This window comes from Microbacterium cremeum (genome assembly GCF_015277855.1).
In the GTDB taxonomy this organism is placed as follows: domain Bacteria; phylum Actinomycetota; class Actinomycetes; order Actinomycetales; family Microbacteriaceae; genus Microbacterium; species Microbacterium cremeum.
This window is the reverse complement of the sequence record NZ_CP063812.1, coordinates 1591495-1617440: the sequence shown is the minus strand read 5'-3', so window position 1 is coordinate 1617440 and position 25946 is coordinate 1591495. Positions and strand designations below refer to the sequence as shown.

Here is a 25946-nt window from a genome sequence, read left to right as displayed (position 1 = left end):
AAGCCTATCCGGCGTGGCGGGGCGCCTTGACGCTGTGCCGCGCCGGTGGTCGGATGAGCACGTGGAGGTCGCAGTCGACGCCGACTACCTCGTGCTGGGGGCAGGGGCCATGGGCATGGCGTTCACCGACGCGCTCACGGCCCGGGCCGACGTGTCGGTCGCGGTCGTCGATCGGCGATTCGGCGCGGGCGGGCACTGGCTCGACGACTACGCGTTCGTCCGGCTCCACCAGGCGTCGGCGTTCTACGGCGTCGCGTCCACGCGCCTCGGCGGCGGACGACTGCAGCAGGAGGGTCCCGAACGGGGCCTGCAGGAGCGCGCGTCGGCCGCCGAGGTCTGCGAGTACTACGCGCGCGTCGCCGAGCGGCTCTCGCAGAGCGGGAAGGTGACCTTCCACTGGAACAGCGAGTACGTCGGCGAGGGACGGTTCGTGTCGCGGCTGACGGGCACGCGGTTCGTCGCGCCCCGCGCTCGCCTGGTCGACGCGCGATACCTCTCGCCCGACATCCCCGCGCTCACACCTCCTCCCTTCGAATCGGACGGCGCCCACGTCATCCCGGTGAACGGGCTCGTGAAGATCGCCGCAGCGCCGGGACGGTTCGTGCTCGTCGGCGCGGGCAAGACCGCGATGGATGCGGCCGTCTGGCTCCTCCGCCAGGGTGTCGCCCCCGACGCCATCACGTGGGTGCGCCCGCGCGATCCGTGGCTGCTCAACCGCGCCGTGGTCCAGCCCGATCCCGCGATCTTCCTCGGCATGGCCGCCGACACCATGACGGCGGCGGCCGAGGCGTCGTCGGCGGACGATCTCTTCCTGCGCATGGAGGCCGCCGGCGTCATGCTGCGCATCGATCGCACGGCGACCCCGACGATGGCGAAGACCCCGACGCTCGCGACGTGGGAGCTCGAGCTGCTGCGTTCCATCGAGGACGTCGTGCGGCGAGGGCACCTGCGCGGCGTCGAACCGGGCCGGCTGCGCTTCGCCGAGGGAGACGTCCGGATTCCCCGCGACGCCGTGATCGTGCACTGCGCGGCGTCCGGGCTCAAGTACCCCGGGCTCGTGCCGATCTGGAGGCCCGGCGTGATCACGCCGCAGCCGGTCCGCGTCGGCTTCCCGTGCTTCGGCGCCGCGCTCACCGGCTACGTCGAGGCGACGCGCGACACCGATGAGGAGAAGAACGCGGTGTGCCGTCCCTCGCCGTACGCCGACACGCCGGCCGACTGGACGGCGATGCAGGTGATCGGCGGCGACGCGTCGCTCGCGATGGCGAACGAGGACGACATCCGCCAGTGGGCGAACGCCACGACCCTCAACCCGTCGCGGATCCCGCCGGAGCGCACGGACGACCCGGCCGTGATCGCCGCCGTGCGGCGGCTGCGCGAGTGCATCGGCGCCGGACGGCAGCGGCTCGCCGAGCTGGCCGCTGCCGGGCCGGTCCGCGCCGGGTGAGACGGATGACGGATGACGGAAGCCCGGCCCCTTGTGGGGACCGGGCTTCGCACGCCTCGCGCGATCGCGCGGGTTTCGATACGTGAGGGTCGGCGGGGCGTCAGCGCGCCGCGTTGCCCTCCACGTAGTCCTCGTCCTGCTGCTTCCATGCGAAGAGCGCGCGCAGGTCCTTGCCGACGGCCTCGATCGGGTGCTGGGCGGCCTTCTCGCGCAGCTCGAGGAACTCCGTCGCGCCGTTGTCCTGGTCGTCGATGAAGCGCTTCGCGAACGCGCCGGACTGGATGTCGGCGAGCACGGCCTGCATGTTCTCCTTGACGTGCGGGTCGATGACGCGCGGGCCCGACACGTAGTCGCCGTACTCGGCCGTGTCGGAGACCGACCAGCGCTGCTTGGCGATGCCGCCCTCCCACATCAGGTCGACGATGAGCTTCAGCTCGTGCAGCACCTCGAAGTACGCGATCTGCGGCTGGTAGCCGGCCTCGGTCAGCGTCTCGAACCCGTACTGCACCAGCTGGGAGACGCCGCCGCACAGCACGGCCTGCTCGCCGAACAGGTCGGTCTCGGTCTCTTCCGTGAAGGTCGTCTTGATGACGCCCGCGCGCGTGCCGCCGATGGCCTTCGCGTACGAGAGCGCGGTCTGCCACGCCGTGCCGGAGGCATCCTGCTCCACCGCGATGATGTCGGGGATGCCGCGGCCGGCGACGTACTCGCGACGCACGGTGTGGCCGGGCGCCTTGGGTGCGACGAGGATGACGTCGACCCCCTCGGGCGCCTGGATGTAGCCGAAGCGGATGTTGAAGCCGTGCGCGAACGCGAGCGTCTTGCCCGGGGTCAGCTTGTCCTTGATGCTCTCGCTGAAGATCGACCGCTGGTGCTGGTCGGGCGCGAGGATCATGATGAGGTCCGCCCACTCGGCGGCGTCCGCGACGGACTTGACCTCGAAGCCCTCGTCCTGCGCCTTCTCGGTCGACTTCGAGCCGTCCTTGAGCGCGATGACGACCTCGACGCCCGAGTCCCGCAGGTTCTGCGCGTGCGCGTGCCCCTGCGAGCCGTAGCCGACGATCGCGACCTTCTTGTTCTGGATGATGCTCAGGTCGGCATCGGCGTCGTAGAAGATCTCAGCCATCTTCGTGTTTCTCCTTGATGTTGTGGTTCGGAAAGGACGGATGCCGCGACTCAGCCGCGCAGCACTCGTTCGGTGATGCTCTTGCCGCCGCGGCCGATCGCGAGCAGGCCGGACTGGGCGAGCTCCTTGACGCCGAACGGCTCGAGTGCCCGCAGGAAGGCGTCGACCTTGCCCTTGTCGCCGGTGACCTCCACCACGACCGCATCGGGCGCGTAGTCGACGATCTGCGCGCGGAAGAGGTTCACGACCTCCAGCACGTTCGAGCGGGTCTGGTTGTCGGCGCGGACCTTGACCAGCATGTGCTCGCGCTGCACGGACGCCGCAGGATCGAGCTCGACGATCTTGATGACGTTGACGAGCTTGTTCAGCTGCTTGGTCACCTGCTCCAGCGGAAGCTCCTCCACATCGACGACGACGGTGATGCGCGACAGGCCCGGGACCTCGGTGACACCCACCGCCAGCGACTCGATGTTGAATCCGCGACGGGCGAAAAGACCCGCGACACGGGTGAGCAGACCGGGCTTGTTCTCGACGAGAAGACTCAGCACGTGGCTCGACATGTTCTCTTCCTCCCCGCTCAGTCTTCTTGCTCGAACGCCGGCGCGTGGTCGCGCGCGTACTGGACGTAGCTGTTGCTGACGCCCTGCGGGACCATCGGCCACACCATCGCGTCGGCGCTCACGACGAAGTCGATGACGACCGGACGATCGTTGGTCTCGAGCGCGGTCTGGATCGCGGCGTCCACGTCCTCTTCCTTCTCGACGCGGATCGCGAGGCAGCCGTACGCCTCGGCGAGCTTGACGAAGTCGGGGATGCGGACGGTGTCGTGACCGGTGTTGAGGTCGGTGTTCGAGTAACGGCCGTCGTAGAACAGCGTCTGCCACTGGCGCACCATGCCGAGCGAGGAGTTGTTGATGATCGCGACCTTGATCGGGATGTCGTTGATCGCGCAGGTGGCGAGCTCCTGGTTGGTCATCTGGAAGCAGCCGTCGCCGTCGATCGCCCACACGTGGCGTTCCGGCTGAGCGACCTTGGCTCCCATGGCGGCGGGGACCGCGTAGCCCATGGTGCCGGCGCCGCCCGAGTTCAGCCACGCGTTGGGCCGCTCGTACTTGATGAACTGCGCCGCCCACATCTGGTGCTGGCCGACGCCGGCGGCGAACACGCCTTCGGGTCCGGTCAGCTCGCCGATGCGCTGGATCACGTACTGCGGCGACATCAGACCGTCCGAGGGCTGGGTGTAGCCGAGGGGGAACTCGTCGCGCAGCCCCTCGAGGAACGACCACCATTCGGTGATGTCGGGCCTTCCCGCGCCGCTGACGGCGCGGTAGGCGACGTCGAGGTCGACGAGCACGTCTTTCAGGTCGCCCACGATCGGCACGTCGGCGGTGCGGATCTTCGAGATCTCGGCGGGGTCGATGTCGACGTGCACGACCTGCGCGTTCGGCGCGAACAGCGCCGCCTTGCCCGTCACGCGGTCGTCGAACCGCGAGCCGAGGGCGACGATGAGGTCGGCCTCCTGCAGCGCGAGGACGGCGGGCACGGTGCCGTGCATTCCGGGCATGCCCAGGTGCTGATGGTGCGAGTCGGGGAACGCGCCGCGGGCCATGAGCGTCGTCACGACGGGTGCGCCGGTCGTCTCGGCCAGCGTCCGCAGCTCGCGGGAGGCCTGCGCCCGCACGACGCCTCCGCCGACGTACAGCACCGGCTTCTTCGCTGCGGCGATCAGCTGCGCGGCCGCCTGGATCTGCTTGCCGTGCGCCTTGGTGACGGGGCGATACCCGGGCAGATCGATCTTCGGCGGCCACACGAACGGCGCCTCGGCCTGCTGCGCATCCTTGGTGATGTCGACGAGCACGGGGCCGGGGCGGCCGGTGGACGCGATCTCGAACGCGGCGGCGATCGCGCCGGGGATCTCGGAGGCGTCCTTCACGAGGAACGAGTGCTTGGTGATCGGCATCGTGATGCCCACGATGTCGGCCTCCTGGAAGGCATCCGTCCCCATCAGGGTCGAGAAGACCTGGCCGGTGATGCACACGATCGGCACCGAGTCCATGTAGGCGTCGGCGATGGCGGTCACGAGGTTGGTCGCGCCCGGGCCGGACGTCGCGATCGCGACGCCGACCTTGTTGGATGCCGCGGCGTAGCCTTCGGCCGCATGGCCGGCGCCCTGCTCGTGGCGGACCAGGATGTGGCGCAGCTCGCTCGCGTCCATGAGCGGGTCGTACACCGGGAGGATGGCGCCGCCCGGCAGCCCGAAGACGTCGGTGACGCCGAGCAGCTCGAGCGAGCGGACGACCGCCTCTGCGCCCGTGAGCACGGGCGCAGCGGCGGTGCGAGCGGGTGGCCGCGGAACGGCGGCAATGCTTTCGGCGGACATTTGTGATCCTCGAAATCGGTCGAAGGGATGTCGGAAAGCCGAGTTCAGCCGGTCGTCGCGCCCTCTGCAGCGGAGCGCACGAGTCGGGAGTACTTGGCAAGGACGCCACGGGTATAGCGCGGAGGAAGGGGCTCCCAGCCAGAGCGGCGGGAGCTCAGCTCTGCCTCGTCGACGAGTAGGTCGAGAGTGCGAGCCGCGATATCGACCCGTATCAGATCACCATCGCGCACGAAGGCGATAGGACCTGCGTCCACCGCTTCGGGTGCTATGTGGCCGATGCACAGGCCGGTTGTGCCGCCTGAGAATCGTCCGTCCGTCAAGAGTAGTACATCTTTTCCGAGCCCCGCGCCCTTGATGGCGGCGGTGATCGCGAGCATCTCGCGCATTCCCGGACCGCCCTTGGGTCCTTCGTAGCGGATCACGATGACGTCGCCCGGGTCGATCGCGCCCGCCTCGAGCGCGTCCATCGCGGCACGCTCGCGCTCGAACACGCGGGCGGGTCCCTCGAACACGGCGGCGTCGAAACCGGCGGTCTTCACGACCGCGCCCTCCGGCGCGAGAGAGCCGTGCAGGATCGTGATGCCGCCGGTGGCATGGATCGGGTCGTCGAAGCGATGGATGACGTCACCGTCGACCGGGTCGGGATCGAGGTCGGCGAGGTTCTCGGCCAGCGTCTTGCCGGTCACCGTGAGCGCGTCACCGTGCAGCAGCCCCTCGTCGAGCATCGCCTTCATGATGACCGGGATGCCGCCGTGACGGTCGACGTCGTTCATGACGTACTTGCCGAACGGCTTCATGTCGGCCACGTGCGGCACCTTGTCGCCGATGCGGTTGAAGTCGTGCAGGCTCAGCTCGATGTCGGCCTCGCGGGCGATCGCGAGCAGGTGCAGGACGACGTTGGTCGAGCCGCCGAGCGCCATCGCGAGGGCGATGGCGTTCTCGAACGCCTCCTTCGTGAGGATGTCGCGCGTCGTGATGCCCAGCCGGAGCAGGTTCACCACGGCCTCGCCGGAACGGTGGGCGAAGTAGTCGCGGCGGCGGTCGGCCGACGGCGGCGCGGCCGATCCGGGCAGGCTGAGGCCCAGGGCCTCGGCCACCGACGCCATGGTGTTCGCGGTGTACATGCCGCCGCACGCGCCTTCGCCCGGGGCGATCGCGCATTCGATGCGCTTGAGGTCCGCCTCGCTCATCTTGCCGGCCAGACACGCACCCACGGCCTCGAACGAGTCGATGATCGTGACGTCCTTCTCGGTGCCGTCGCTGAGCTTCACCCAGCCCGGTGCGATCGATCCCGCGTAGAGGAAGACGCTCGACAGGTCCAGGCGGGCCGACGCCATCAGCATGCCCGGGATCGACTTGTCGCACCCGGCGAGGAGCACCGTGCCGTCGAGGCGCTCGGCCATGACCACGGTCTCGACCGAGTCCGCGATCACCTCGCGCGAGACGAGCGAGAAGTGCATGCCCTCGTGGCCCATCGAGATGCCGTCCGAGACCGAGATCGTGCCGAACTGCAGCGGGTAGCCGCCGCCGGCGTGCACGCCCTCCTTGGCGCCCTGGGCGAGCCGGTCGAGGCTCAGGTTGCAGGGGGTGATCTCGTTCCAGCTGGACGCGATGCCGATCTGGGGCTTGTCCCAGTCCTCGTCGCCCATGCCGACCGCGCGCAGCATGCCGCGGGACGTGGTCGCTTCGATGCCGTCCGTGACGACCCGGCTGCGAGGCTTGATGTCTATGGAGTTCTCGGGCTGGGGCATGGCACCGAGTCTATTCCCGCCCAGCAGCCCCCTCGGCCCGCGTGACGGTCACCGCCGGGCGCTCGTGCGCTCGGCCGCGAGCAGCGCCAGGAGCTCGGCCAGCGCCGGGATGTCGGGCACCCGCACCGCGGCGGCGGTGTCTCCGTCACCGACCCTCACGCCGAGATCGGCGTCGCCGAGACTGCGGATCGCGTCCTCGTCGGTGACGTCGTCCCCGGCGAACAGGACGGCCGTCGCGCCGACGCGGTCGCGCAGCTCGGCGATCGCGGAGTCCTTCCCCTCGTGCCGGAACGCGAACTCGACGACGTTGTGACCGGTGCGGCGCCGCCAGTGCGGGGCATCGGCCTCGACGATCGCATCCACGAGCCGGTGCGCCTGGGCGGTCGCGTCGTCGTCGGCGAGGCGCGTGTGCACGGCGAACCCGAACGTCTTCGGCTCGACCCACACCCCGCGCAGGTGCACGACGGCGCGCTCGGCCCGCGCACGCAGCGTATCGCGCAGCGCCGCGGCGGCCGGATCGTCGCCGTGGCTCACCGGGCCTTCGCCGGGGATCCAGTACTCGGCGCCGTGCGAGCCGGCCAGCAGCACGCGCGACGCGTCGTCGTGCTCACCGATGGTGCGGAGGTCGGCGAGGCTGCGGCCCGAGACGAACGCGACGACCGTGGCGGGTGCCTGCAGCAGCGCCGTCACCGCGAAACGGGCGGCTGGCAGCATCCGCACGCTCATCGGGTCGTCGGCGAGGGGTGCCAGCGTGCCGTCGAAGTCGAGTGCGACCAGGAGCACCTCGGTCCCCGCGATGCGGGCGACGGCCGAGCGCAGGTCGTCGGCGATGGTGTCGGTCACGCGCGCGCCTTCCTGGCTCCGCGCAGGCGGCGCGCGTCCTCGAGCGCATCGAGGAAGGACTGCGACCACCGTGCGACGTCGCTCTCGATGACCTTCTTGCGCAGGGCACGCATGCGCCTGCCCTGCTCGGCAGCGGGCATCTCGATCGCGCGCATGATGGCGTCCTTCATGCCGTCGATGTCGTGCGGGTTGATGCGGACGGCGCTGGGCAGCTCGTCGGCGGCACCCGCGAACTCGCTCAGCACGAGCACGCCGCGGTTGTCGATGCGCGAGGCCACGTACTCCTTCGCGACGAGGTTCATGCCGTCGCGCAGCGCGGTGACGAGCATGACGTCGGCGGCGAGGAACAGCGCGACCATCTCTTCGCGCGGGTACGCCTGATGCAGGTAGCGGATGGCGGTGTGGTCCATCGTGTCGAAGTCGCCGTTGATGCGCCCGACCGTGAGCTCGATCTCGTCGCGCAGCTGCATGTAGGCGCCGACGCGCTCCCGGCTGGGGCTGGCCACCTGCACCAGGGTGACGTCCTCCACCGAGATCTTGCCGTCGTGGAGCAGCTCGCCGAACGCCTTCATGCGATGCCTGATGCCCTTGGTGTAGTCCAGCCGGTCGACGCCGAGGAGGATCTTCCGGGGATTGCCGAGGCTCTCGCGGATCTCGCGGGCCCGCGCCTGGACGTCCTCGCGACGTGCGAGCTCGATGTACGACGAGGCGTCGATCGAGATGGGGAACGCTCGGGCCAGCGCACGACGGTTGGTGCCGTCGGGGTTCGGGACGGTGATGCCGGACGCCTTCGTCTCGTAGCGCATCTGGCGCCGCACGGCACGCGCGAAGTTGCCGGCGTCCGCCACGCGCTGGAACCCGATGACGTCCGCGCCGAGCAGTCCCTCGAGCACCTGTCGTCGCCACGGCAGCTGCGAGTAGAGCCCGTATGCGGGGAACGGAATGTGGTGGAAGTAGCCGATGGTGAGGTCGGGCCGCGCCTCGCGCAGCATCTGCGGCACGAGCTGCAGCTGATAGTCCTGCACCCACACGGTGCCGCCCTGGGCGGCGACCGCGGCGGTGGCCTCGGCGAAGCGCCGGTTCACCTTGACGTACGAGTCCCACCACACGCGGCGGTACCGGGGCTCGGCGATCACGTCGTGGTACAGCGGCCAGAAGGTGTCGTTCGACATCCCCTCGTAGTACTTCTCGACCTCGTCGGCGCTCAGCGCAACGGGGACGAGGTAGGTTCCCTCGAACTCGAACGGGTCGACGTCGATGCCGGGCTGACCCGGCCATCCGACCCAGGCGCCGTCGGCTCGGCGCATGACCGGCTCGAGCGCCGTCACGAGACCTCCCGGCGAGCGGCGCCAGCCCGGCTCTCCTTGACCGTCGAAGACGCGGTCGACGGGAAGGCGGTTGGCGACGACGACGAGTTCGGCCAGGTGTTCGGGCTCTGTCACGCGGGCTCCTGACGGTTGCGGGCACTCGGCACGCTCAGGCTAACAGCGCGGCCGACGGCTTCCGCGCCCCTTGACGGGCGATCGACCCCATGTCAAGGGGAGCGAGCCCGGCGCGTGCCGCGCTAACGTGGGCCCATGCGCAAGTACCTCTTCGGCACCGGCATCATCACGGCGTTCACCGGAGGTATGACGCTGCTGCGGTCCCTGCGCGAGAACGAGCCGTTCACCTGGCGGACGGCTCTGGCATGGCTCAGCTGGGGGATCTCGCTGGCCCTCGCGATCGGCGCGATCGTCGACGTGCGCCGCGCATCGCGCGGACGCCTCATCGCGAACGACTCCCCCGTGCACGGCCGCGAGAAGAAGCTGCTGCGGCGGCGGCTGGAGCGCTGAGCGCCCCAGCCGGAATCCCTCAGCGCGTGAGGATGAGCGCGTCGCCCTGACCGCCGCCACCGCACAGCGCCACGGCCGCGGTGCCCCCACCGCGACGGACGAGCTCATGCACGGCGTGCACGACGAGACGGTTTCCGGATGCCCCGATCGGGTGTCCGATCGCGATCCCGCCGCCGTGGGGGTTCACGACGTCGTCCGAGAGCCCGAGCTCGGCCTGGGACCGTGCCACCACCGCACCGAACGCCTCGTTGATCTCGACGATGTCGAGATCCGACACCTCGACGCCCTGCTTCCGGCACGCCTTCTCGATCGCCCGCGCGGGCTGCGAGTGCAGCGAGTTGTCGGGACCGGCGACCTGACCGGATGCGCCGACGACCGCCAGCACCGGCCAGCCGCTCGCATCCGCGTGGGATCGGCTGGTGAGCACGACGGCCGATGCGCCGTCCGAGATCTGCGACGAGTTGCCGGCGGTGATCGAGCCGCCCTCGGCGAACGCCGGACGCAGGCGGGCGAGCGTCTCGACGGTGGTGTCGGGTCGCACGCCCTCGTCGGCGGTCACGACGAGCGGGTCGCCCTTGCGCTGCGGGATCTCGATCGTCACGATCTCGGCTTCGAACAGTCCCTCGGCGTGCGCGGCCGCGGCGCGCTGATGCGACCGCGCGGCGACGGCATCCTGCGCCTCGCGGGTGATCTCGAGCCGGCCGTTGTGACGCTCCGTCGATGCGCCCATGCTCTCGCGGTCGTACGCGTCGGTCAGCCCGTCGTAGGCCATGTGATCGAGCACCTCGATCGATCCGTACGCCCAGCCGTCGCGCGAGCCCATGAGCAGGTGCGGCGCGCGCGTCATCGACTCCATGCCCGCGGCCACGACGACCTTCGCGTCGCCGACGGCGATCATGCGGGCGCCGTCGATGATCGCGGTCAGGCCCGACAGACACACCTTGTTCACCGACCCGGAGTGCACGTCCCACGGGATGCCGGCGCCCACGGCCGCCTGGCGGGCGGGGTTCTGCCCCGATCCGGCCGGCAGCACCTGCCCGACCAGCACCGCGTCGACGGCATCCGCAGGGATGCCCGACTTCTCGAGCGCACCGCGGATCGCGGCGCTGCCCAGCTGCACGGCGGTCAGTGCCGCGAGCTGGCCCTTCAGTCGCCCCTGCGGCGTGCGCGCAGCGGCGACGATGACGACGTCGTCGTGGTTCATGCTTCGATTCTCTCCTCGATCGCGACGGTCAGGGGCGGTTCGGTCGCGGCGAGCACCTCGTCGACCGTGACGCCCGGGGCGAGCTCGACGAGCACGAGCCCGTTCTCGGTGACATCGATCACCGCGAGGTCGGTGATGATGCGGTCGACGACGCCCTTGCCGGTGAGCGGCAGCGAGCACTCGTCGACGATCTTGGCGCTGCCGTCCTTGGCGACGTGCTCCATCAGCACGATGACCCGGCCCGCGCCGTGCACGAGGTCCATCGCGCCACCGGGGCCCTTCACCATCTTGCCGGGGATCATCCAGTTCGCCAGGTCGCCGGACGCCGACACCTGCATCGCGCCGAGGATGGCGGCGTCGATCTTGCCGCCGCGGATCATGCCGAAGCTCGTCGCCGAGTCGAAGAACGCCGCCCCCGGGAGCGTGGTCACGGTCTCTTTGCCGGCGTTGATGAGGTCGGGGTCGACGTTCTCTTCCGTCGGGTACGGCCCGACGCCGAGGATGCCGTTCTCGGACTGCAGCACGACGGTCACGCCGTCGGGCACGAAGTTCGGCACCAGGGTCGGCAGACCGATGCCGAGGTTGACGTAGGCGCCGTCGGAGAGCTCGCGGGCGGCGCGGGCGGCCATCTCGTTGCGGGTCAGGGCCATCACGCCGCTCCTTCCGTGACCGTGCGCCGTTCGATGCGCTTCTCGATGCCGGACCCGACCTCCACGATGCGGTGCACGTAGATTCCGGGCAGGTGGATGCTGTCGGGATCGAGCTCGCCCGGGTCGACGAGCTCTTCGACCTGTGCGATGCACACGCGTCCGGCCATCGCGGCGAGCGGGTTGAAGTTGCGGGCGGCCTTGTTGAACACGAGGTTGCCGTGCCGGTCGCCCCGCAGCGCGTGCACGAGGGCGAAGTCGGTGACGATCGCCTCCTCGAGCACGTACTCGCCCGAGGCGCCGGAGACGTCGAAGGTGCGCACGTCCTTCCGCGGAGAGGCCACCGCGACGCCTCCCTGCCCGTCGTACCGGCGGGGCAGGCCTCCCTCGGCGACCTGGGTGCCGACGCCGGTCTGCGTGTAGAACGCGGCGATCCCCGATCCGCCGGCGCGCAGCTTCTCGGCGAGCGTCCCCTGCGGCGTCAGCTCGAGCTCGAGCTCGCCCGAGAGGAACTGGCGCTCGAACTCCTTGTTCTCGCCGACGTACGACGAGGTCATCTTGCGGATGCGCTTCGCGTTCAGCAGGATGCCGAGGCCCCAGTCATCGACTCCGCAGTTGTTGCTGACGATGCTGAGCTCGCCGGTCCCCTGCGCGAGCAGCGCCTCGATGAGCGCGATTGGGTTGCCGGACAAGCCGAATCCTCCCACCGCGAGAGACGCGCCGTCGGGGATGTCGGCGACCGCTTCGGCCGCCGAGCCCCAGGTCTTGTCGATCACGTGCCACTCCTTCGTGTCCTGAGCTACCGCGTCCTGAGCTACGCACACACATCGTCCGTCGCGCCGGGCCGAGACACCACACCCCCGCTTGCCATGTGGCCACTCCAGCGCCTAGCGTCCATATCGTGGACACCTCCGCCAAGGCCAGCATCCCCGGCGCACAGTCGATCGCGCGTGCCGCGCAGCTGCTGCGGCTCGTGACGTCGGGCGGGGCCGACGGCATGGCGGTCGCCGAGCTCTCGCGACGCGCCGACCTGACCCGCCCGACCACCCATCGGCTGCTGTCGGCGCTGCGCCATGAGGGCCTCGTCGATCAGGACGAGCGGACGGGACGGTGGATGCCGGGACCCGAGCTGTACCTGATGGGGACTGTTGCGGCATCCCGCTACGACATCACGGCGATCGCGCGCGACATCGTGCGCTCGCTCGCCGTCCGCACCGAGGAGAGCGCGTTCCTCTCGGTGCGCCGCGGCGACGAGACCGTGTGCCTGCTCCGGGAGGAGGGCAGCTTCCCGATCCGGTCGTTCGTGCTGTCGGAGGGCGTGCGGTTCCCGCTCGGCGTCGCCTCGGCGGGCCTCGCGATCCTGTCGTTCCTGCCGCCTCACGATGTGGACGCGTACTTCGAGCGTCACCCGGAGCTGCCGCGGGACTGGGGCGCGGCCCACGGCGAGGTGCGCCTGCGGGCACGCCTGCGCGACACGCAGGAGCGCGGCTACGCCGTGAACCCCGGGCTCATCGTCGAGGGCTCGTACGGCGTCGGCGCGGCGGTCTTCACGCGCGAGGGCCACCCGCAGTGGGCGCTCAGCCTGACGGGCGTCGAGTTCCGGTTCGGACCCGACCGGCTCCCCGAGCTCGGCCGCATCCTCCTCGCCCACGCCCACCAGCTGACCACGCGCATCGCCGCCGCCCGCTGACCCGCGCCGACGACCGCCGGTCACCCTTCGACGGCGGCGAGTTCCTCACGCACCACGGCGGCGACGACCTCCGCACCGGCGGGCGACAGCACGATCGTGTAGTGGTTGAAGCCGTCGACACGCTCGTGGACGATCGACGGCGCGGCTTCGAGCACCCGCTCGAGGTGCTCGGGCGCGTACAGCCCGGGCGGCTCGTCCTGCAGTCCGCGCGGAACCGTCAGCATGCGCGCCGGGTGGACGAGCCCGGCCAGTGCCTCGGGCAGCGACGTGCCGGTGTTCATATCGGCGGTGTCTTCGGCGGTCGTGGCATAGCTGGTCGCGGGCCGGAGGGCGCCGGCGCCGTCGTCGACGAGGTCGTACGCGAGGTAGTGCTCGAACTCTGGCGTCCAGTCCGTCTGGAACGCGGGATGCCGCCGCCAGAACCGGAGGTAGTCCCCGGTGTCGGCGAACCTCATCGAGAGCCGCGCGGCCGTCGGCCCGAGGATGCCGGCGACCAGCTCGTCGGCGGTGAGTCCGGCCGGGACATCGAGCGGAAGGCCGCCGTCCACCAGCACGAGCCGCGACACGCGCTCGGGATGCAGGTGCGCGAACACGACCGCGACGAACGCGCCCATGGAGTGGCCCACCACGACTGTCCGCTCGATCCCGAGCGCGTCGAGTGCGGCGGCGAGGTCGGCGGCGTGCGCGGCCATGCCGGCCGGCCCGTCGAGGCCGTTGCTCGCTCCGCGTCCGCGCAGATCGGGTGCGATCGCCCGGACTCCCGGCAGCCGGTCCACGACGAACGGCCATGCGAGGTGCGACGACGTCACCCCGTGGATCAGCAGCACGTCGGGCGCGTCCGGCACGGCGGGATCCGGGTCCCACACGCCCACGCGCAGGTCGCCGCCCTCGACCGGCACATCGATCGTCCGGTAGCGGTGACCCACCCGCGGGGTCTCCGCCACCCGTGTCGCGTCGGTCGTCATCGCGCCGTCCATCCGCCGTCCATCGTGTACGACGCCCCGGTCACCATGCCCGCCTTGTCCGACACGAGCCAGCCGGCGAGCGAGGCGACCTCGTCGGCCTCGACGAGGCGCTTGACCGCCGTCTCGGTGAGCATGATCTTCTCGACGACCTCGCTCTCCGGGATGCCGTGCACCTTCGCCTGGTCGGCGATCTGCTTCTCGACGAGCGGCGTGCGCACGTACGCCGGGTTGATGCAGTTGCTGGTGACGCCGTGCGGCGCTCCCTCGAGGGCGGTGACCTTCGACAGGCCCTCGAGCCCGTGCTTGGCCGAGACGTACGCGGACTTGAACGCGCTCGCCCGCAGGCCGTGCGCGCTCGAGATGTTGACGATGCGCCCCCACCCGCGCTCGTTCATCGCGGGCAGGGCCGCGCGGATGAGCAGGAACGGCGACTCGAGCATGAGCCGCAGCAGCAGCCGGAACGCGTCGGGGTCGAACTCGGTGATCGGCGAGACCCGCTGGATGCCGGCGTTGTTCACGAGGATGTCGACATCGAGGGTCAGGTTCTCGAGCGCGGCGGTGTCGGAGAGGTCGACGACCCACGGCTCTCCGCCGACGGCGGCAGCGGCATCCGTCGCCGCATCGGCGTTCAGGTCGGCGATGACGACGTGGGCGCCCCGCCGGGCGAACTCGTGCGCGCACGCGAGCCCGATGCCGCTGGCGCCACCCGTGACGAGGGCGCGCTTGCCCTCGAGGTCGTTGTCGGTCATGCGTCTTCCTTCTCACCCTCGCCGGCGGCCGCTCGCGGTGCCAGCGCGTTGTCGATGAACCGGGCCATCCCGGCGAACACCACCGGGTCCAGCTGCGCGGGCGGCTTGCCGTCGGCATCGCGCTCCCACAGCAGGAACCGCATGCCGATCAGCTCGCCCATGCCCATGAGCGCCCACGCCGTCGTCTCGGGGTCGAGCGCACGATCGACGTCGCCGGTCTCCTGCGCGGCGCGAAGCCCCGCCTCGTACCCCTCGACGATGCGCGTGTAGTGCAGCCGCAGCACCTCCGGCGAGACGAACTCGGCCTCGCGCACCACCCGGTACAGCGCGGGATGCTCGGCGGTGAAGCGGAAGAACCCCGAGAAGCCGGCCCGCTCGGCCTCGAGGCGCGTCGGCGCGCCGGTCATCGCCTCCGACATCGAATGCCGCACGCGCCGGTTGAGGTCGAGCACGAGCGCCTCGAAGATCGACTGCTTGCTGTCGAAGTAGAGATAGAACGTGCCGAGGCCGATGCCCGCGCGCTCGGTGATCTTGACGATGGATGCCTCGTGGTAGCCCTGTTCGGCGAACACCAGTTCCGCCGCCTCGAGCAGGCGCCGGCGGGTGGCCTCACCCCGCTTGGTGAGTGGCCGGCCGGTCGCCGGCGACACCAGGTTCTCGGCGTCGTCGGTGAGCTCCTCGGAAAGACTCATCGCGGCATCCCCTCCGTCGTGCGGTCGCGCTCCCCCGCGCGATCCGCGGCCATCAGCATGCGTGCTCGTGCCCGCAGGCGCGAGCGGGCGAGCTTCTCGATCGTCGAGCGCGGCAGCGCGTCGACGAACTCGACTCGCACCGGCACCTTGAAGGCCGCCAGGTTGCGGCGCGCGTGCGCGAGCACCTCGTCCGCCGAGAGCACGGCCCCGGCGACGGGCACGACGAACGCGACGCCGCGCTCGCCCCACACCGGGTCGGGGACGCCGACGACAGCGGCCTCCTCGACGAGCCGGTGCAGCGTCAGGGCGTGCTCGACCTCGGCCGGTGCGACGTTCTCACCGCCCGAGATGAAGATGTCCTTCAGCCGGTCGACGAGCCGGAAGACGCCGTCGGCGTCGCGCGCGACCAGGTCGCCGGTGCGCAGCCACTCGCCGCTCAGCGCACGTGCGGTCGCCGCGTCGTCGTCGAGGTAACCCGCGAACACGCTCGGCCCGCGCACCCACAGCTCGCCGGTCGCCTCTCCGTCGAGCGCGAGGCCGGACTCCGGATCGACGACGCGCACCGACACGTGCGGATACGGCCTGCCCACCGCGCCCGGCGCATCGGCCGCTTCGGACGCCGGCAGGTGCAGTACGTTCGGTGCGGCCTCGGTGAGCCCGTAGCCCTGCGTGAGCGGGATGCCCCGGGCCGACCACGTCTGCTGCAGCGGGGCGGGCATCGTCGCACCGCCGACCAGAGCGAGCCGCAGCGACGACGTGTCGGTCGTGGCCCACGCCCCGTCGGCGGCCAGCATGGCGTACTGGGTGGGCACGCCCATCATGGCGGTGACGCCGCGCTCGGCGATCAGCTGCAGCACCCGCGCCGGCTGGAACGAGCGCTCGAGCACGACCGTGGCACCGGTCCACCACGCGAGCAGGGGCTGGCAGTTCCACGCGGCCACGTGGAACTGCGGCAGCATCGCGAGCACGACGTCGTCGTGCGTGAGCGGCAGCGCCTGCGCGAGCGCGAGGTTGTTCCAGAAGCAGTTCGCGTGCGTCAGCACGACGCCCTTCGGCGCCGCCTCGCTGCCCGACGTGAAGATGATCAGCAGCGCGTCGTCATCGCGCACCGGTCGCGGTCGGCGCGTCTGCCGGGCCGGGGGCACCGACGCCTCCACGCCCGTGGTGCCGAGCACTCCGACCGGCGGCGGCCATCCCCCGGCCCTGAGCGATTCGTCGACGCGCTCGGGGCGCAGCGCCTCGCTGGCGAGCGCCGCGTGCTCGTCCTCGATGAGCACGAGGGCGGGCGCCGACCGTGCGAGGACGCCGGCGAGCTCCCGCGGCGTGAGGCGCCACGAGAGGGGCACGAAGGCGATGCCGGCGATCGCGCACGCGAAGAACGCCACCACATGGTCGGTGGAATTCCCCGAGACCGTCGCGATGCGGTCGCCGGGGCCGTATCCGGCCCGGCGCAGGCGCTCGGCGAGCGCGACGGCACGGCCCGCGAGGGTCGCGTAGTCGGTCGTCACGCCCCGGTCGTCGATCGCGATGCGGCGCGGCGACCGTGCGGCGCGGTCGAGGATCCACCGCCCGATCGTGTGCGGTTCGTCGTCGACGTCGGGATCGAGGTCGCCGTCCCAGGTCATGCGCGCACCTCGGCCGGCGTGTCGGCCAGTTCTCCCACGTCGTCGAGCTCCTGGAACGACCCGCGCACCTTCTCGCCACGACGACGGCGCACGGCGGCGTCGATCGTGCCGGCGATGCCGCCGGGGAGGAACATCACCACGAGGATGAACAGCACCCCGAACAGGAACAGCGGCTCGGAGAGGGGCACGCGCAGCACGTCGGGCAGACCCGCGATGGCGTCGGATCCGGCCAGCACGGTCAGTCGCTGGTCGAGCAGCGTGTAGAGCACACCGCCAACGATGGCACCCCACCGGAATCCGACGCCACCCAGCACGACCATGACGAGGACCGTGATCGTCAGGTCGGCCGACACCGAACGGGGCACCGTGCCGGACTGCAGCAGCATGTACGCGACGCCGGCGAGGCTGGCGAGCACCGCGGCGATGACGAACACGAGCAGCTTCACGCGGTACGGCGACAGTCCGAGCACGCGCACGCGCTGCTCGTTCTCGCGCGTCGCGCGCGCGAGGTGGCCGAGGCGCGAGGTGTCGACCCACAGTGTCACGAGGTACACGACCACGAGCACGACGAGCGTGAACCAGTACAGGTTGCGCGTGTTGACGACGCCGATGAGGAAGTCGGGCACCTGCGCGGTGTTCACGCTCAGGCCCTCCTCGCCGCCGGTCACCTGCGAGTTGCGGCGCACCAGCACCGACCCGGCTTGGGCGAACGCGAGCGTCACCATCGCGAACGGGATCCCCGACACGCGCATCGACACCGCGCCGGTGACGAGGGCGATCACCATGCCGCCGATCAGGGCGACGAAGATCCCGGGCCACAACGGCACCCCGAAGTGCTCGAGGGCGATGCCGAGCCCGTACGCGCCGGCCCCGAAGTACAGGGCGTGGCCGAACGACAGCATCCCGCTCGATCCGAGCAGCAGGTTGTACGACAGCGCGAGCGCGGCGAACACCATGCACAGCGACAGCAGCGCGAGCGTGCCCGGCATGTAGGTGGGAGTGGGGAGGATCCCCGGGATCGCGATGTTCAGCAGCGGCAGCACCGCCATGAGGATCACCAGGGCGACCCCGACGATGACCGGGACGAATCGACGGATGCCGGAGGCACCTGTTGCCTGCGGGGTCATGCCTTCCTCCCCAGAAGTCCGGCCGGGCGCACCAGCAGCACCAGGGCGAGCAGGATCACGACGATGAAGTCGCCGGTGCCGCCGAGGTAGAAGTTCGCGAACTGCTGCAGCACGGCCACCAGCACCGACGCCACGGCTGCTCCGGTGAGCGAGCCGAGGCCGCCGACGACGGTGACGATGAACGCGAAGATGAGCAGGGTCTGGCCGAGGTGGGCCGAGACGAACGTCGAGTAGTGCATCGCGAGGACTCCCCCGATGCCGGCCGCGGCGCCGCCGATCGCGAAGACCAGCGTGAAGGAGCGCCGCACGTCGATGCCGAGGGCCGTCACCATCGACCGGTTCTCGACGCCGGCCCGGATGATCATGCCGTAGCGCGTCCTCTGCAGGAACAGCACCAGGGCGGCGAGCACCAGCACGGCGGCGATCATGAGCACCCAGTACGTGTTCGGGATGCGGGCGCCCAGCACGTCGGTGGTCTGGCGCAGCCACGGGGGTCCGGCGATGTGGATGGGATCGGTGCCCCAGATGCCCTCGAACAGCGCCACCGCCGCGAACGACAGCCCGACCGTGACGAGCACCTGCTCGATGTGCCGCTCGTACAGCGGACGGATCAGCACCAGCTCGGTGAGCGTCGCGAACACGGCGCCCACGCCGGCGCCGACGAGGATCGAGAGCAGGAACGAGCCCCACGACTCGGTGCCGACGGCCTGCGCGACCATGAACCCCATGAATGCGCTCAGGGTGAGGAACGCGCCGTGGGCGAAGTTCAGCACGTGCATGAGCCCGTAGATGAGGCTGAGGCCGCTCGCCACGAGGAAGTAGAGGGCGCCGAGACCGACGCCGGTGATGAGGGTGAGGATGACGGTGCTCACTTGGATCCGCTCCTCTCGCTCAGGGTGTCGCCGGCGGCGTGGTCGGTGTGGACGCCGAGAAGACGTCGGGTGAGGTCTTCGTCGTCGAGGATGCCGTTCGCGGTGCCGACGTGGACCACGCGCCCGCCCGCGATGACGATCGCGTCGTGCGCGAGCCGGCGCACCACCTCGAGGTTCTGCTCGACGAGCAGGATCGGGACGGTCTTCGACGCCTCCTCGAGCGCGTCGGCGACCTGCGTGACGATGCGGGGCGCGAGGCCCTTGGTGGGCTCGTCGACCAGGAGCAGGCGGTTGTCGTTGAGGAGCGCCCGCGCGACCGAGACCATCTGCTGCTGCCCGCCCGAGAGCGTTCCGGCCTGCTGGTCGCGCCGTGCGACGAGATCGGGGAAGAGCTCGGCGACGAACTCGCGGCGGGGATTGCGCTGCCGCTCGGCGAGCGCGAGGTTCTCGGCGACGGTCAGCCTGCCGAACACCTCCCGGTCCTCGGGGACGTAGCCGACTCCGCGCTGCACGATGCGTTGCGTCGGCAGTCCGTCGATGCGCTCGCCCGCCAGCCTCACCTCGCCGCGGCGATGGATGAGACCGAGGATGCCGCGGAGCGTCGACGTCTTGCCCACGCCGTTGCGACCCAGCACGGCCGTGATGCCGGTCGCCGGCACCTCGAGCGACACGTCCTCGACGACCTGCTGGCCGGCGATCGTGCACCGCAGGCCCGACACGGTGAGGATGGGATCGGCCGCGCTCATGCCGCCTCCGTCCCCGCGGCGCCGGTGCCGAGGTACGCGCTCTGCACGATCGGGTCGTCCATGACGCGCTGCGGCGTGTCGTAGGCGATGATGCTGCCGAAGTACATTACGGCGACCTTCTCGACGAGTCCCATCAGCACGTCGATGTGGTGCTCGACCATGAGGAGCGTGCACCCCTTCTCGCGCTGCATGTCGCGGATGTTCTGGACGAGGCCCGGGACGTCGCCGGAAGCGACACCGGCCATGGGCTCGTCCAGCAGCACGATGCTCGCGTCCGTGGCGAGGAGCACGGCGATCTCGAGCTTGCGCTTGTCGCCGTGCGAGATGTCGCCCGCGTACGCGTCGCGCATGTGGGTGAGCCCCACCACATCGAGCATGTCGAGCGCCTGCCGGGTCGCGGCATCCGTCGGACTCGGGAATCGGAGCAGCGACGTCGAGCCGCCGAGCGACACCTGTGCCGCCAGGCGCACGTTCTCGAGCACCGTGAGCCTCGGGAAGAGGCTCGAGGTCTGGAACGTGCGCCCCAGCCCCGCCCGCGCCCGGGCGGGCACGGACGCCGTCGTGATGTCACGGCCGTCGAGGACGACGCGACCGGCGGTGGGCTTCATGAGCCCCGAGATCACGTTGAACAGCGTGGTCTTGCCGGCGCCGTTGGGCCCGATCACGCCGACCAGCGAGCCGGCGGCGACGTCGAGTGCGACATCCTTCAGAATCGTCGCGCCGCCGATCTGCAGGCCGAGGCCGTCGATCTTGAGCGGTGAGCCGCGGCGCGCAGCGGGCGCGTCCGGGGCGGACGGGGGTGGGGTGCTCATCGTGCGGTGCCGCTCCCGATCAGTCCGCTTCGGCGGGCGCGACTTCGTCGGCGTCCACCGTGTCGACCAGCTCGGGCACGAAGCTGTCGCCGTCGGCGACGAGGCGCACCTGGTACATCTCCTGGATGAGCGCGTGGTCGCTCTCGCGCACGGTCATGGCGCCCTTGGGTCCCTCGAACTCGAAGCCCTCGAGCGCTGCGACCATCGCGTCGACGTCGCCCTTGCCCTCCTTGATCGCCTGGACGATCATGATGGCCGCGTTGAAGCCGTCGGGGCTGAACAGGTCGGGCGTGCCGCCGGCCTCCTCGATCGCCTCGACCATCGCCGAGTTGACGTCGTTGTCGGGGGCTCCCGCGAAGTAGTGGTTCAGGAAGTCGATCTTCTCCGAGGCCTCGCCGTACGCGCCGAACGTCGCGGCGTCGCCGAGTCCGGTGACGACGGGGATCTCGTCGAGCACGCCCTGCTGGCTCATCGCCTGCCACATGGCACCCGAGGTCGCTCCGGCCCACGCGACGAACACGAGATCAGGAGAAGCGGCGAGCACCTGCTGCGCGAAGGGGGTGAACTCGGTCACGTCCTCCGCGACCAGCACCGGCGTGACAGTCGCTCCCTTGCCGCCGAGGATCGCGTCGACGGCGGCCACGTTGCCCTGGCCGAACGCGTTGTCCTGTGCGAAGACGGCGACGGTCTTGCCCTCGATGTCGTCGAGGAACGTACCGGCGGTCGCGACGTCCTGCGCACTCTGGCGCCCGGAGCGGAAGGTGTACTCGTTGATGCCGGTGATGGCGTCGGCGGCAGCCGGACCCGAGATGTAGAGCACCTGGTTCTGCGCGGCCTGCTCGGCCACGGCCAGTGCGACACCCGACGATGCCGTGCCCGCGATGATGTTGACGCCCTCGCCGATGAGCTCCTTGACGGCGGTGACCGCCTTGTCGGGGTCGCCGGCGTCGTCGCGGTACTCCACGGTGATCGTCGTGCCGTCGATCTCACCGGTGCCGTCGGTGGCGTAGTCGAGGCCAGCCTCGAACGCGTCGAGGTACTGCTTGCCGTAGCCCGCGAGCGGGCCCGACTCGCTCGTGACGATGCCGACGGTGACCTCCGTGGGCCCGTCGCCCTCGGTGGACTCCCCGCCCGGCGCCGTCGTCGGCGCGCACGCCGCCAGGGCGAGCGCTGCCGTGGCAACCACGGACCCCAGGAGCAACTTCTTCGTAACCCGCATGTGCGTGCCTTTCCCCATTGGAAGGATCTGATGCTTCGAGAGCATGAACCTGAAACGTGATTCAGGTTCTTGCAATGTAGGAAACGTACGCACCCGGGTCAAGTCGAGACGCGCCTCATGGCGGCGTCGTTACCGAATCGCGACGAAGCGGGCGGGGTTGCCGGAACGCAGAAGAGGGCGGCCCGCAGGCCGCCCTCTTCAGTGGTGCACCCCCTGGGACTCGAACCCAGAACCCACTGATTAAGAGTCAGTTGCTCTGCCGATTGAGCTAGAGGTGCGTGGTTCGCGACGAGGCGAACCGAGGATCAACATTACCATCACGATCGCGTCTCATGAAATCGAGATGGCAGGCGGCGCGACTATCCTGGTCACGTGACCGCCGCACCCCCCGATCCGACGTTCGATGCGCCGTTCGAGGGGGATCTCGAGGCCGATCTCGACCTGGCTCTGCGTCTCGCCGACGCGGCGGACGCGGCATCCATGTCACGCTTCGATGCTGCCGATCTCGATGTGCGCACCAAGGCCGACACCACCCACGTGACCGAGGCCGACCTGGCCACGGAGCGCGCCATCCGGGCCGTCCTCGAGACCGAGCGACCCGGTGACAGCGTCTTCGGCGAGGAGTACGGCATCAGCGGCGAGTCGTCGCGGCAGTGGATCATCGACCCGATCGACGGCACCGCCAACTATCTCAAGGGCATCCCGATGTGGACCACGCTGATCGCGCTGGCGATCGACGGGATCCCCCGGGTCGGCGTCGCGAGCCAGCCCGCGATCGGGCGCCGATGGTGGGCCGCGACCGGCCTCGGCGCCTGGACGAACACTCCGTCGGGCGAACCCGCACGGCTCGCGGTGTCGACGGTCGACTCGATCTCCGACTCGAGCGTGAGCTTCCAGAGCATCGCGCAATGGCGCGAGGCCGGGCGGCTCGACGCGCTCGAGCGCCTGACGTCCGCCGTGTGGCGCGACCGCGGGTACGGCGACGCGTGGCCGTACATGCTGCTCGCCGAAGGACGCCTCGAGTTCGTGGCCGAGTTCGGCGTCAAGGAGTACGACATCGCCGCGCTCGTCCCGATCGTCACCGAGGCGGGCGGTCGCTTCACCTCGTTCGAGGGCCGTGACTCGCTGTCGGAGCTGTCGTCGCTGGCCACGAACCGCGTGCTCCACGACGCGTACCTCCGTCTCCTCCACACCGACTGAACGCCCCACTCCCCATCCCCCACCGGAGTCCTCCCCCATGTCGTCCCTCCGCATCCTCGGCGCCGCCGCCGTCCTCGCGCTGAGCGCCCTCGTCATGAGCGCGTGCGCCGCATCCGACTCCCCCGACCCCGAGCCGACGACGACCGCCACGGCGGCGCCGCCGGCGACCGAGCCCTCGTCGACTCCCGAGCCCGAGCCGGCGTCCTCGGCGGACCCGACGTGCGAGACGCTCATCGGCGAGGCCGTGGTCGCCGACTTCGACAGCGTCGGATGGACGGTGCGTGCCGAGCCGTTCTACATCGGCAGCCTGGAGGTGCCGGACGGCCTGCGGTGCGTGTGGGCCGACTTCGACAGTCCTGCAGGCGACCACGGCCAGATGTTCGGGTGGGCCGAGATCTCCGACGAGGACGCCGCAGCGGCCCAGGCCGAGCTCGTGGATCAGGGCTGGCTGCGCGAAGAGGCCGGCGAGGGCGTCTACATCACCGAGAGCCCCGAGACCGCGATCGCGGCCGACGAGAACGGCTACGGCATGACCTACCTCTTCATCGGCGGCACCGTGAAGTTCGCCGACACGAAGCAGGGGATCCTGCTCATCGAGTGGCCCAAGAGCTGAGCACGCGAGACTGAGGCGGACTTCGACAATGGCGATCGGCGCGACGATCCACACCTTCGCGGTGCAGCTGGCCGACGTCGACCGCGGCGTCTACGAGGACCTCTCGCTGCGCGTCGCCCGCCACGCGTCCGAGACCGACGCCTTCATGGTCACGCGCGTGCTGGCGTACTGCCTCGAGTACACCGAGGGCATCGCGTTCAGCGAGGGCATCTCGGCGACCGATGAGCCGGCCGTCCTCGTCAAGGACGCCACGGGCCGCCTCACCGCGTGGATCGAGGTCGGAGCCCCGGATGCCGCGCGCCTTCACACCGGCAGCATGCTGGCCGAGCGCACCGTGGTGTACACCCACCGCGACCCGGCCAAGGTCACAGCTCCCTGGGCGGGCAAGCGGATCCACCGCGCGGAAGACATCGTGGTGTACACCTTCGACCCGGGGTTCATCGACGCGGCGGTCGCCCGCCTCGAGCGCCGCAACACGCTGACGCTGTCGATCACGGAGCGGCGCATCTACCTCGACGTGGACGGCGCGACGCTGGAGTCCGACATCCACGCCCGCGGGATCGTGTGAGACCGCCGCCATGACGGCAGAACAGGACGCAGGGGTGGATTCCTTCGACACGATCGTGGTCGGCGCCGGGGTGGCCGGGCTGACCACCGCCCGGCTCCTCGCGCAGGCAGGTGCGCGCGTGGTCGTGCTCGAGGCGCGCGACCGCGTCGGAGGCAGAGTCGTGACCGACCGCCGGTTCGGGCTCGCCACCGATCTCGGCGCCTCCTGGATCCATGGCATCGCGGATTCTCCCGTCGCCGCCGCCGCAGCGGCCCTCGGCATGCGCTCCGTCGAGTTCACCGTGGGCGGCTACCAGCCCGACAGCCGGCCGATCGCCTACTACGGACCTGACGGAAGCCGGCTGACGGATGCCGCGGCGCGGCGCTTCGCGGACGACATCCGCACCGTCGACGAGACCCTGGTCGACGTGATCGCCGATTCCGCGCCGGATGCCTCGTACCGTGACGTCACCGAGACGGCACTGGCCGCACAGGGGTGGCCCGATGAGCGCGCTCAACGGGTGCGGGAGTTCCTCGAGCACCGGTCCGAGGAGCAGTACGGCGCGTGGATCGAGGATCTCGCCGCCCACGGTCTCGACGACGACTCCATCGACGGCGATGAGGTGGTCTTCCCCGACGGGTACGACCACCTCCCCCGACGCCTCGCCGAGGGACTCGACGTGCGCCTCACCCATGTCGTCTCGCACGTGCACTGGTCGGCCGACGGCGTGGTCGTGACGACCGACCGGGGCCGCTTCACCGCGGGCGACGCCGTCCTGACCGTGCCGGTGGGGGTGCTGCAGTCCGACGACTTCACGATCGAGCCCCCGCTGCCCGCTCCCCACACGGGCGCCCTCGGCCGCCTGCGCATGAACGCGTTCGAGAAGGTGTTCCTGCGTTTCCCCACGAGGTTCTGGGACGACGGAGTGTACGCCATCCGGCAGCAGGGCGACGAGGGTCGCTGGTGGCACTCCTGGTACGACCTCACCCGCGTGCATGGTGTGCCGACGCTGCTGACGTTCGCCGCCGGGCCGGCGGCGGTGGGCACGCGCGACTGGAGCGAGGAGCAGATCGTCGAGTCGGTGCTCACGCAGCTGCGCCGGCTCTACGGCGACCGGGTGGAACGCCCGAGCCACGTGCACGTCACGGACTGGCAGGACGACCCGTACTCGCACGGCTCGTACGCCTACATGACCGTCGGATCGACGACGGCCGACCACGACGACCTCGCAGCGCCGATCGGCGGTGTCCTGCACCTCGCCGGCGAGGCGACCTGGACGGATGACCCCGCCACGGTCACCGCGGCCCTGCTGTCCGGACACCGGGCAGCCTCGAACGTCCTGCAGCGCGCGATTCCGATCGAGCGCGTCTGGACCGCCGGCTGAGGCCCGCCTACCTCTCGATCGGCGACCTCATGCTGCGGTCTTCCGCGGCGAGCACTCGAGTCAGGCCGCGGAAGTCCCGCATCAGGATGCGGGAGAGCACGAACGTGGGAAGAAGCGCCACGGCGCGGAGCCAGCCCGAGACGTCGCCTCCGTAGTCGGCGCGGACTCGCGTCCCCTCACCGTCCGCGTCGCAGATGTACTCCACACGGGAGTTCCAGGGCGAGGTCGAGTGCCAGACGACGCGACGCGGCGGCTCGATGCTCTCGAGCACGTCGGTGAACCGCACTCTGAAGGGGCCGATGATGCGGTCGACCGCGCTCCATCTACTGCCGACGTCGGGTGGCCCGTCACCGATCCGCTGACGGAACTCCACGGCCGGCGCGAACACCGGCCATCGTGCAGGATCGGCGAGGTACGGGAACACGCGCTCCGGTGGAAACGGGACGTGAACGTCGAGGTAGACGCGCCGCCACAT

Annotated in this window: 26 protein-coding genes and 1 tRNA gene; 7 read left to right on the top strand and 20 right to left on the bottom strand. The window is 70.5% G+C overall.

The genetic code is table 11. The features are described from left to right. Positions 1-61: 61 nt before the first annotated feature. Positions 62-1447: a pyridine nucleotide-disulfide oxidoreductase gene (locus tag IM778_RS07200; protein WP_194411341.1), complete on the top strand. Its 1386-nt coding sequence runs from the start codon at positions 62-64 to the stop codon at positions 1445-1447. Between the two features lie 100 nt (positions 1448-1547). Here the strand turns inward: IM778_RS07200 and ilvC are convergent, their stop codons facing one another. Genes ilvC through IM778_RS17735 form a run of 6 tightly spaced genes read right to left on the bottom strand, consistent with a single transcriptional unit; the run spans position 1548 to position 8989 of the window. Then, positions 1548-2573: a ketol-acid reductoisomerase gene (gene ilvC / locus IM778_RS07195; protein WP_194411340.1), complete on the bottom strand. Its 1026-nt coding sequence runs from the start codon at positions 2571-2573 to the stop codon at positions 1548-1550. A 50-nt stretch (positions 2574-2623) separates the two neighbouring features. Beyond that, on the bottom strand, positions 2624-3133 hold the full coding sequence (gene ilvN, locus IM778_RS07190; RefSeq protein WP_194411339.1) for an acetolactate synthase small subunit: 510 nt from the start codon (positions 3131-3133) through the stop codon (positions 2624-2626). 17 nt (positions 3134-3150) lie between these two features. Next, the gene (locus IM778_RS07185) at positions 3151-4953 is read right to left on the bottom strand and encodes an acetolactate synthase large subunit (protein ID WP_194411338.1); all 1803 of its coding nucleotides are present in this window, start codon (positions 4951-4953) and stop codon (positions 3151-3153) included. Between the two features lie 44 nt (positions 4954-4997). After that, complete coding sequence (gene ilvD, locus IM778_RS07180) at positions 4998-6704, bottom strand: dihydroxy-acid dehydratase (protein ID WP_194411337.1); 1707 nt, start codon at positions 6702-6704, stop codon at positions 4998-5000. A gap of 48 nt (positions 6705-6752) precedes the next feature. Continuing rightward, the gene (gene otsB, locus IM778_RS17740) at positions 6753-7547 is read right to left on the bottom strand and encodes a trehalose-phosphatase (protein WP_228484799.1); all 795 of its coding nucleotides are present in this window, start codon (positions 7545-7547) and stop codon (positions 6753-6755) included. Next, on the bottom strand, positions 7544-8989 hold the full coding sequence (locus IM778_RS17735; protein ID WP_228484798.1) for an alpha,alpha-trehalose-phosphate synthase (UDP-forming): 1446 nt from the start codon (positions 8987-8989) through the stop codon (positions 7544-7546). Before IM778_RS17735 ends, otsB begins: the two co-directional genes overlap by 4 nt. A 135-nt stretch (positions 8990-9124) precedes the next feature. Here IM778_RS17735 and IM778_RS07170 point away from each other — a divergent pair, with 135 nt between their 5' ends. Then, a complete protein-coding gene (locus IM778_RS07170) occupies positions 9125-9379 on the top strand; it encodes a cytochrome c-type biogenesis protein (protein ID WP_194411336.1) in 255 nt (84 codons plus the stop codon). A 19-nt stretch (positions 9380-9398) separates the two neighbouring features. Here the strand turns inward: IM778_RS07170 and IM778_RS07165 are convergent, their stop codons facing one another. From IM778_RS07165 to IM778_RS07155, 3 genes are read right to left on the bottom strand one after another with little or no spacing between them, the layout of a single operon-like run. Further along, positions 9399-10583 carry an acetyl-CoA C-acetyltransferase gene (locus tag IM778_RS07165; RefSeq protein WP_194411335.1) on the bottom strand — a complete coding sequence of 395 codons (1185 nt, stop codon included), beginning with the start codon at positions 10581-10583 and terminating at the stop codon, positions 9399-9401. Further along, on the bottom strand, positions 10580-11233 hold the full coding sequence (locus IM778_RS07160) for a CoA transferase subunit B (protein WP_194411334.1): 654 nt from the start codon (positions 11231-11233) through the stop codon (positions 10580-10582). Before IM778_RS07160 ends, IM778_RS07165 begins: the two co-directional genes overlap by 4 nt. Continuing rightward, positions 11233-12006: a CoA transferase subunit A gene (locus tag IM778_RS07155; protein WP_194411333.1), complete on the bottom strand. Its 774-nt coding sequence runs from the start codon at positions 12004-12006 to the stop codon at positions 11233-11235. Before IM778_RS07155 ends, IM778_RS07160 begins: the two co-directional genes overlap by 1 nt. A 125-nt stretch (positions 12007-12131) precedes the next feature. Here IM778_RS07155 and IM778_RS07150 point away from each other — a divergent pair, with 125 nt between their 5' ends. Next, positions 12132-12920, top strand: coding sequence for an IclR family transcriptional regulator (locus tag IM778_RS07150; protein ID WP_194411332.1), 789 nt, complete (start codon positions 12132-12134; stop codon positions 12918-12920). 20 nt (positions 12921-12940) lie between these two features. Here IM778_RS07150 and IM778_RS07145 read toward each other — a convergent pair whose 3' ends face one another. The 10 genes from IM778_RS07145 to IM778_RS07100 form a co-directional block, all read right to left on the bottom strand. Next, positions 12941-13885, bottom strand: a complete 945-nt coding sequence (locus IM778_RS07145) for an alpha/beta fold hydrolase (protein ID WP_194411331.1) — start codon at positions 13883-13885, stop codon at positions 12941-12943. Next, on the bottom strand, positions 13882-14634 hold the full coding sequence (locus IM778_RS07140; protein ID WP_194411330.1) for a 3-hydroxybutyrate dehydrogenase: 753 nt from the start codon (positions 14632-14634) through the stop codon (positions 13882-13884). The genes IM778_RS07145 and IM778_RS07140 overlap by 4 nt, the downstream gene beginning before the upstream one ends. After that, positions 14631-15326: a TetR/AcrR family transcriptional regulator gene (locus IM778_RS07135; RefSeq protein ID WP_194411329.1), complete on the bottom strand. Its 696-nt coding sequence runs from the start codon at positions 15324-15326 to the stop codon at positions 14631-14633. Before IM778_RS07135 ends, IM778_RS07140 begins: the two co-directional genes overlap by 4 nt. Continuing rightward, complete coding sequence (locus tag IM778_RS07130; protein WP_194411328.1) at positions 15323-16951, bottom strand: class I adenylate-forming enzyme family protein; 1629 nt, start codon at positions 16949-16951, stop codon at positions 15323-15325. The genes IM778_RS07135 and IM778_RS07130 overlap by 4 nt, the downstream gene beginning before the upstream one ends. Then, positions 16948-18078 carry a branched-chain amino acid ABC transporter permease gene (locus IM778_RS07125; protein ID WP_194411327.1) on the bottom strand — a complete coding sequence of 377 codons (1131 nt, stop codon included), beginning with the start codon at positions 18076-18078 and terminating at the stop codon, positions 16948-16950. The genes IM778_RS07130 and IM778_RS07125 overlap by 4 nt, the downstream gene beginning before the upstream one ends. Then, positions 18075-18950, bottom strand: a complete 876-nt coding sequence (locus IM778_RS07120; RefSeq protein WP_194411326.1) for a branched-chain amino acid ABC transporter permease — start codon at positions 18948-18950, stop codon at positions 18075-18077. The genes IM778_RS07125 and IM778_RS07120 overlap by 4 nt, the downstream gene beginning before the upstream one ends. Then, positions 18947-19696 (bottom strand): ABC transporter ATP-binding protein, encoded by a 750-nt coding sequence (locus IM778_RS07115; protein ID WP_194411325.1) that lies wholly within the window; start codon positions 19694-19696, stop codon positions 18947-18949. Before IM778_RS07115 ends, IM778_RS07120 begins: the two co-directional genes overlap by 4 nt. Next, positions 19693-20508 carry an ABC transporter ATP-binding protein gene (locus IM778_RS07110; RefSeq protein WP_194411324.1) on the bottom strand — a complete coding sequence of 272 codons (816 nt, stop codon included), beginning with the start codon at positions 20506-20508 and terminating at the stop codon, positions 19693-19695. Before IM778_RS07110 ends, IM778_RS07115 begins: the two co-directional genes overlap by 4 nt. A 19-nt stretch (positions 20509-20527) precedes the next feature. Beyond that, the gene (locus IM778_RS07105) at positions 20528-21727 is read right to left on the bottom strand and encodes a substrate-binding domain-containing protein (RefSeq protein WP_194411323.1); all 1200 of its coding nucleotides are present in this window, start codon (positions 21725-21727) and stop codon (positions 20528-20530) included. A gap of 202 nt (positions 21728-21929) precedes the next feature. Further along, positions 21930-22005, bottom strand: a tRNA-Lys gene (locus IM778_RS07100). 94 nt (positions 22006-22099) lie between these two features. Between IM778_RS07100 and IM778_RS07095 the strand changes: the two genes are divergently transcribed. The 4 genes from IM778_RS07095 to IM778_RS07080 are packed head-to-tail and all read left to right on the top strand — an operon-like array spanning position 22100 to position 25471. Then, the gene (locus tag IM778_RS07095; protein WP_194411322.1) at positions 22100-22927 is read left to right on the top strand and encodes an inositol monophosphatase family protein; all 828 of its coding nucleotides are present in this window, start codon (positions 22100-22102) and stop codon (positions 22925-22927) included. A 37-nt stretch (positions 22928-22964) separates the two neighbouring features. After that, positions 22965-23540 (top strand): hypothetical protein, encoded by a 576-nt coding sequence (locus IM778_RS07090; RefSeq protein WP_194411321.1) that lies wholly within the window; start codon positions 22965-22967, stop codon positions 23538-23540. 28 nt (positions 23541-23568) lie between these two features. Then, positions 23569-24108, top strand: coding sequence for a YaeQ family protein (locus IM778_RS07085; RefSeq protein WP_194411320.1), 540 nt, complete (start codon positions 23569-23571; stop codon positions 24106-24108). A 10-nt stretch (positions 24109-24118) separates the two neighbouring features. Further along, positions 24119-25471, top strand: coding sequence for a flavin monoamine oxidase family protein (locus tag IM778_RS07080; protein WP_420488846.1), 1353 nt, complete (start codon positions 24119-24121; stop codon positions 25469-25471). A gap of 7 nt (positions 25472-25478) precedes the next feature. Here the strand turns inward: IM778_RS07080 and IM778_RS07075 are convergent, their stop codons facing one another. Next, entirely contained in the window at positions 25479-25946 is a 468-nt protein-coding gene (locus IM778_RS07075) for an SRPBCC family protein (RefSeq protein ID WP_228484834.1), read from the bottom strand.

Excerpts from the sequence above, each read along its gene's own strand:
- ilvC (WP_194411340.1), bottom strand. The coding sequence starts at position 2,573 with ATGGCTGAGATCTTCTACGACGCCGATGCCGACCTGAGCATCATCCAG.
- ilvN (WP_194411339.1), bottom strand. The coding sequence starts at position 3,133 with ATGTCGAGCCACGTGCTGAGTCTTCTCGTCGAGAACAAGCCCGGTCTG.
- IM778_RS07185 (WP_194411338.1), bottom strand. The coding sequence starts at position 4,953 with ATGTCCGCCGAAAGCATTGCCGCCGTTCCGCGGCCACCCGCTCGCACC.
- ilvD (WP_194411337.1), bottom strand. The coding sequence starts at position 6,704 with ATGCCCCAGCCCGAGAACTCCATAGACATCAAGCCTCGCAGCCGGGTC.
- IM778_RS07170 (WP_194411336.1), top strand. The coding sequence starts at position 9,125 with ATGCGCAAGTACCTCTTCGGCACCGGCATCATCACGGCGTTCACCGGA.
- IM778_RS07165 (WP_194411335.1), bottom strand. The coding sequence starts at position 10,583 with ATGAACCACGACGACGTCGTCATCGTCGCCGCTGCGCGCACGCCGCAG.
- IM778_RS07160 (WP_194411334.1), bottom strand. The coding sequence starts at position 11,233 with ATGGCCCTGACCCGCAACGAGATGGCCGCCCGCGCCGCCCGCGAGCTC.
- IM778_RS07145 (WP_194411331.1), bottom strand. The coding sequence starts at position 13,885 with ATGACGACCGACGCGACACGGGTGGCGGAGACCCCGCGGGTGGGTCAC.
- IM778_RS07140 (WP_194411330.1), bottom strand. The coding sequence starts at position 14,634 with ATGACCGACAACGACCTCGAGGGCAAGCGCGCCCTCGTCACGGGTGGC.
- IM778_RS07135 (WP_194411329.1), bottom strand. The coding sequence starts at position 15,326 with ATGAGTCTTTCCGAGGAGCTCACCGACGACGCCGAGAACCTGGTGTCG.
- IM778_RS07130 (WP_194411328.1), bottom strand. The coding sequence starts at position 16,951 with ATGACCTGGGACGGCGACCTCGATCCCGACGTCGACGACGAACCGCAC.
- IM778_RS07125 (WP_194411327.1), bottom strand. The coding sequence starts at position 18,078 with ATGACCCCGCAGGCAACAGGTGCCTCCGGCATCCGTCGATTCGTCCCG.
- IM778_RS07115 (WP_194411325.1), bottom strand. The coding sequence starts at position 19,696 with ATGAGCGCGGCCGATCCCATCCTCACCGTGTCGGGCCTGCGGTGCACG.
- IM778_RS07110 (WP_194411324.1), bottom strand. The coding sequence starts at position 20,508 with ATGAGCACCCCACCCCCGTCCGCCCCGGACGCGCCCGCTGCGCGCCGC.
- IM778_RS07105 (WP_194411323.1), bottom strand. The coding sequence starts at position 21,727 with ATGCGGGTTACGAAGAAGTTGCTCCTGGGGTCCGTGGTTGCCACGGCA.
- IM778_RS07090 (WP_194411321.1), top strand. The coding sequence starts at position 22,965 with ATGTCGTCCCTCCGCATCCTCGGCGCCGCCGCCGTCCTCGCGCTGAGC.
- IM778_RS07085 (WP_194411320.1), top strand. The coding sequence starts at position 23,569 with ATGGCGATCGGCGCGACGATCCACACCTTCGCGGTGCAGCTGGCCGAC.
- IM778_RS07080 (WP_420488846.1), top strand. The coding sequence starts at position 24,119 with ATGACGGCAGAACAGGACGCAGGGGTGGATTCCTTCGACACGATCGTG.
- IM778_RS07075 (WP_228484834.1), bottom strand. The coding sequence starts at position 25,946 with ATGTGGCGGCGCGTCTACCTCGACGTTCACGTCCCGTTTCCACCGGAG.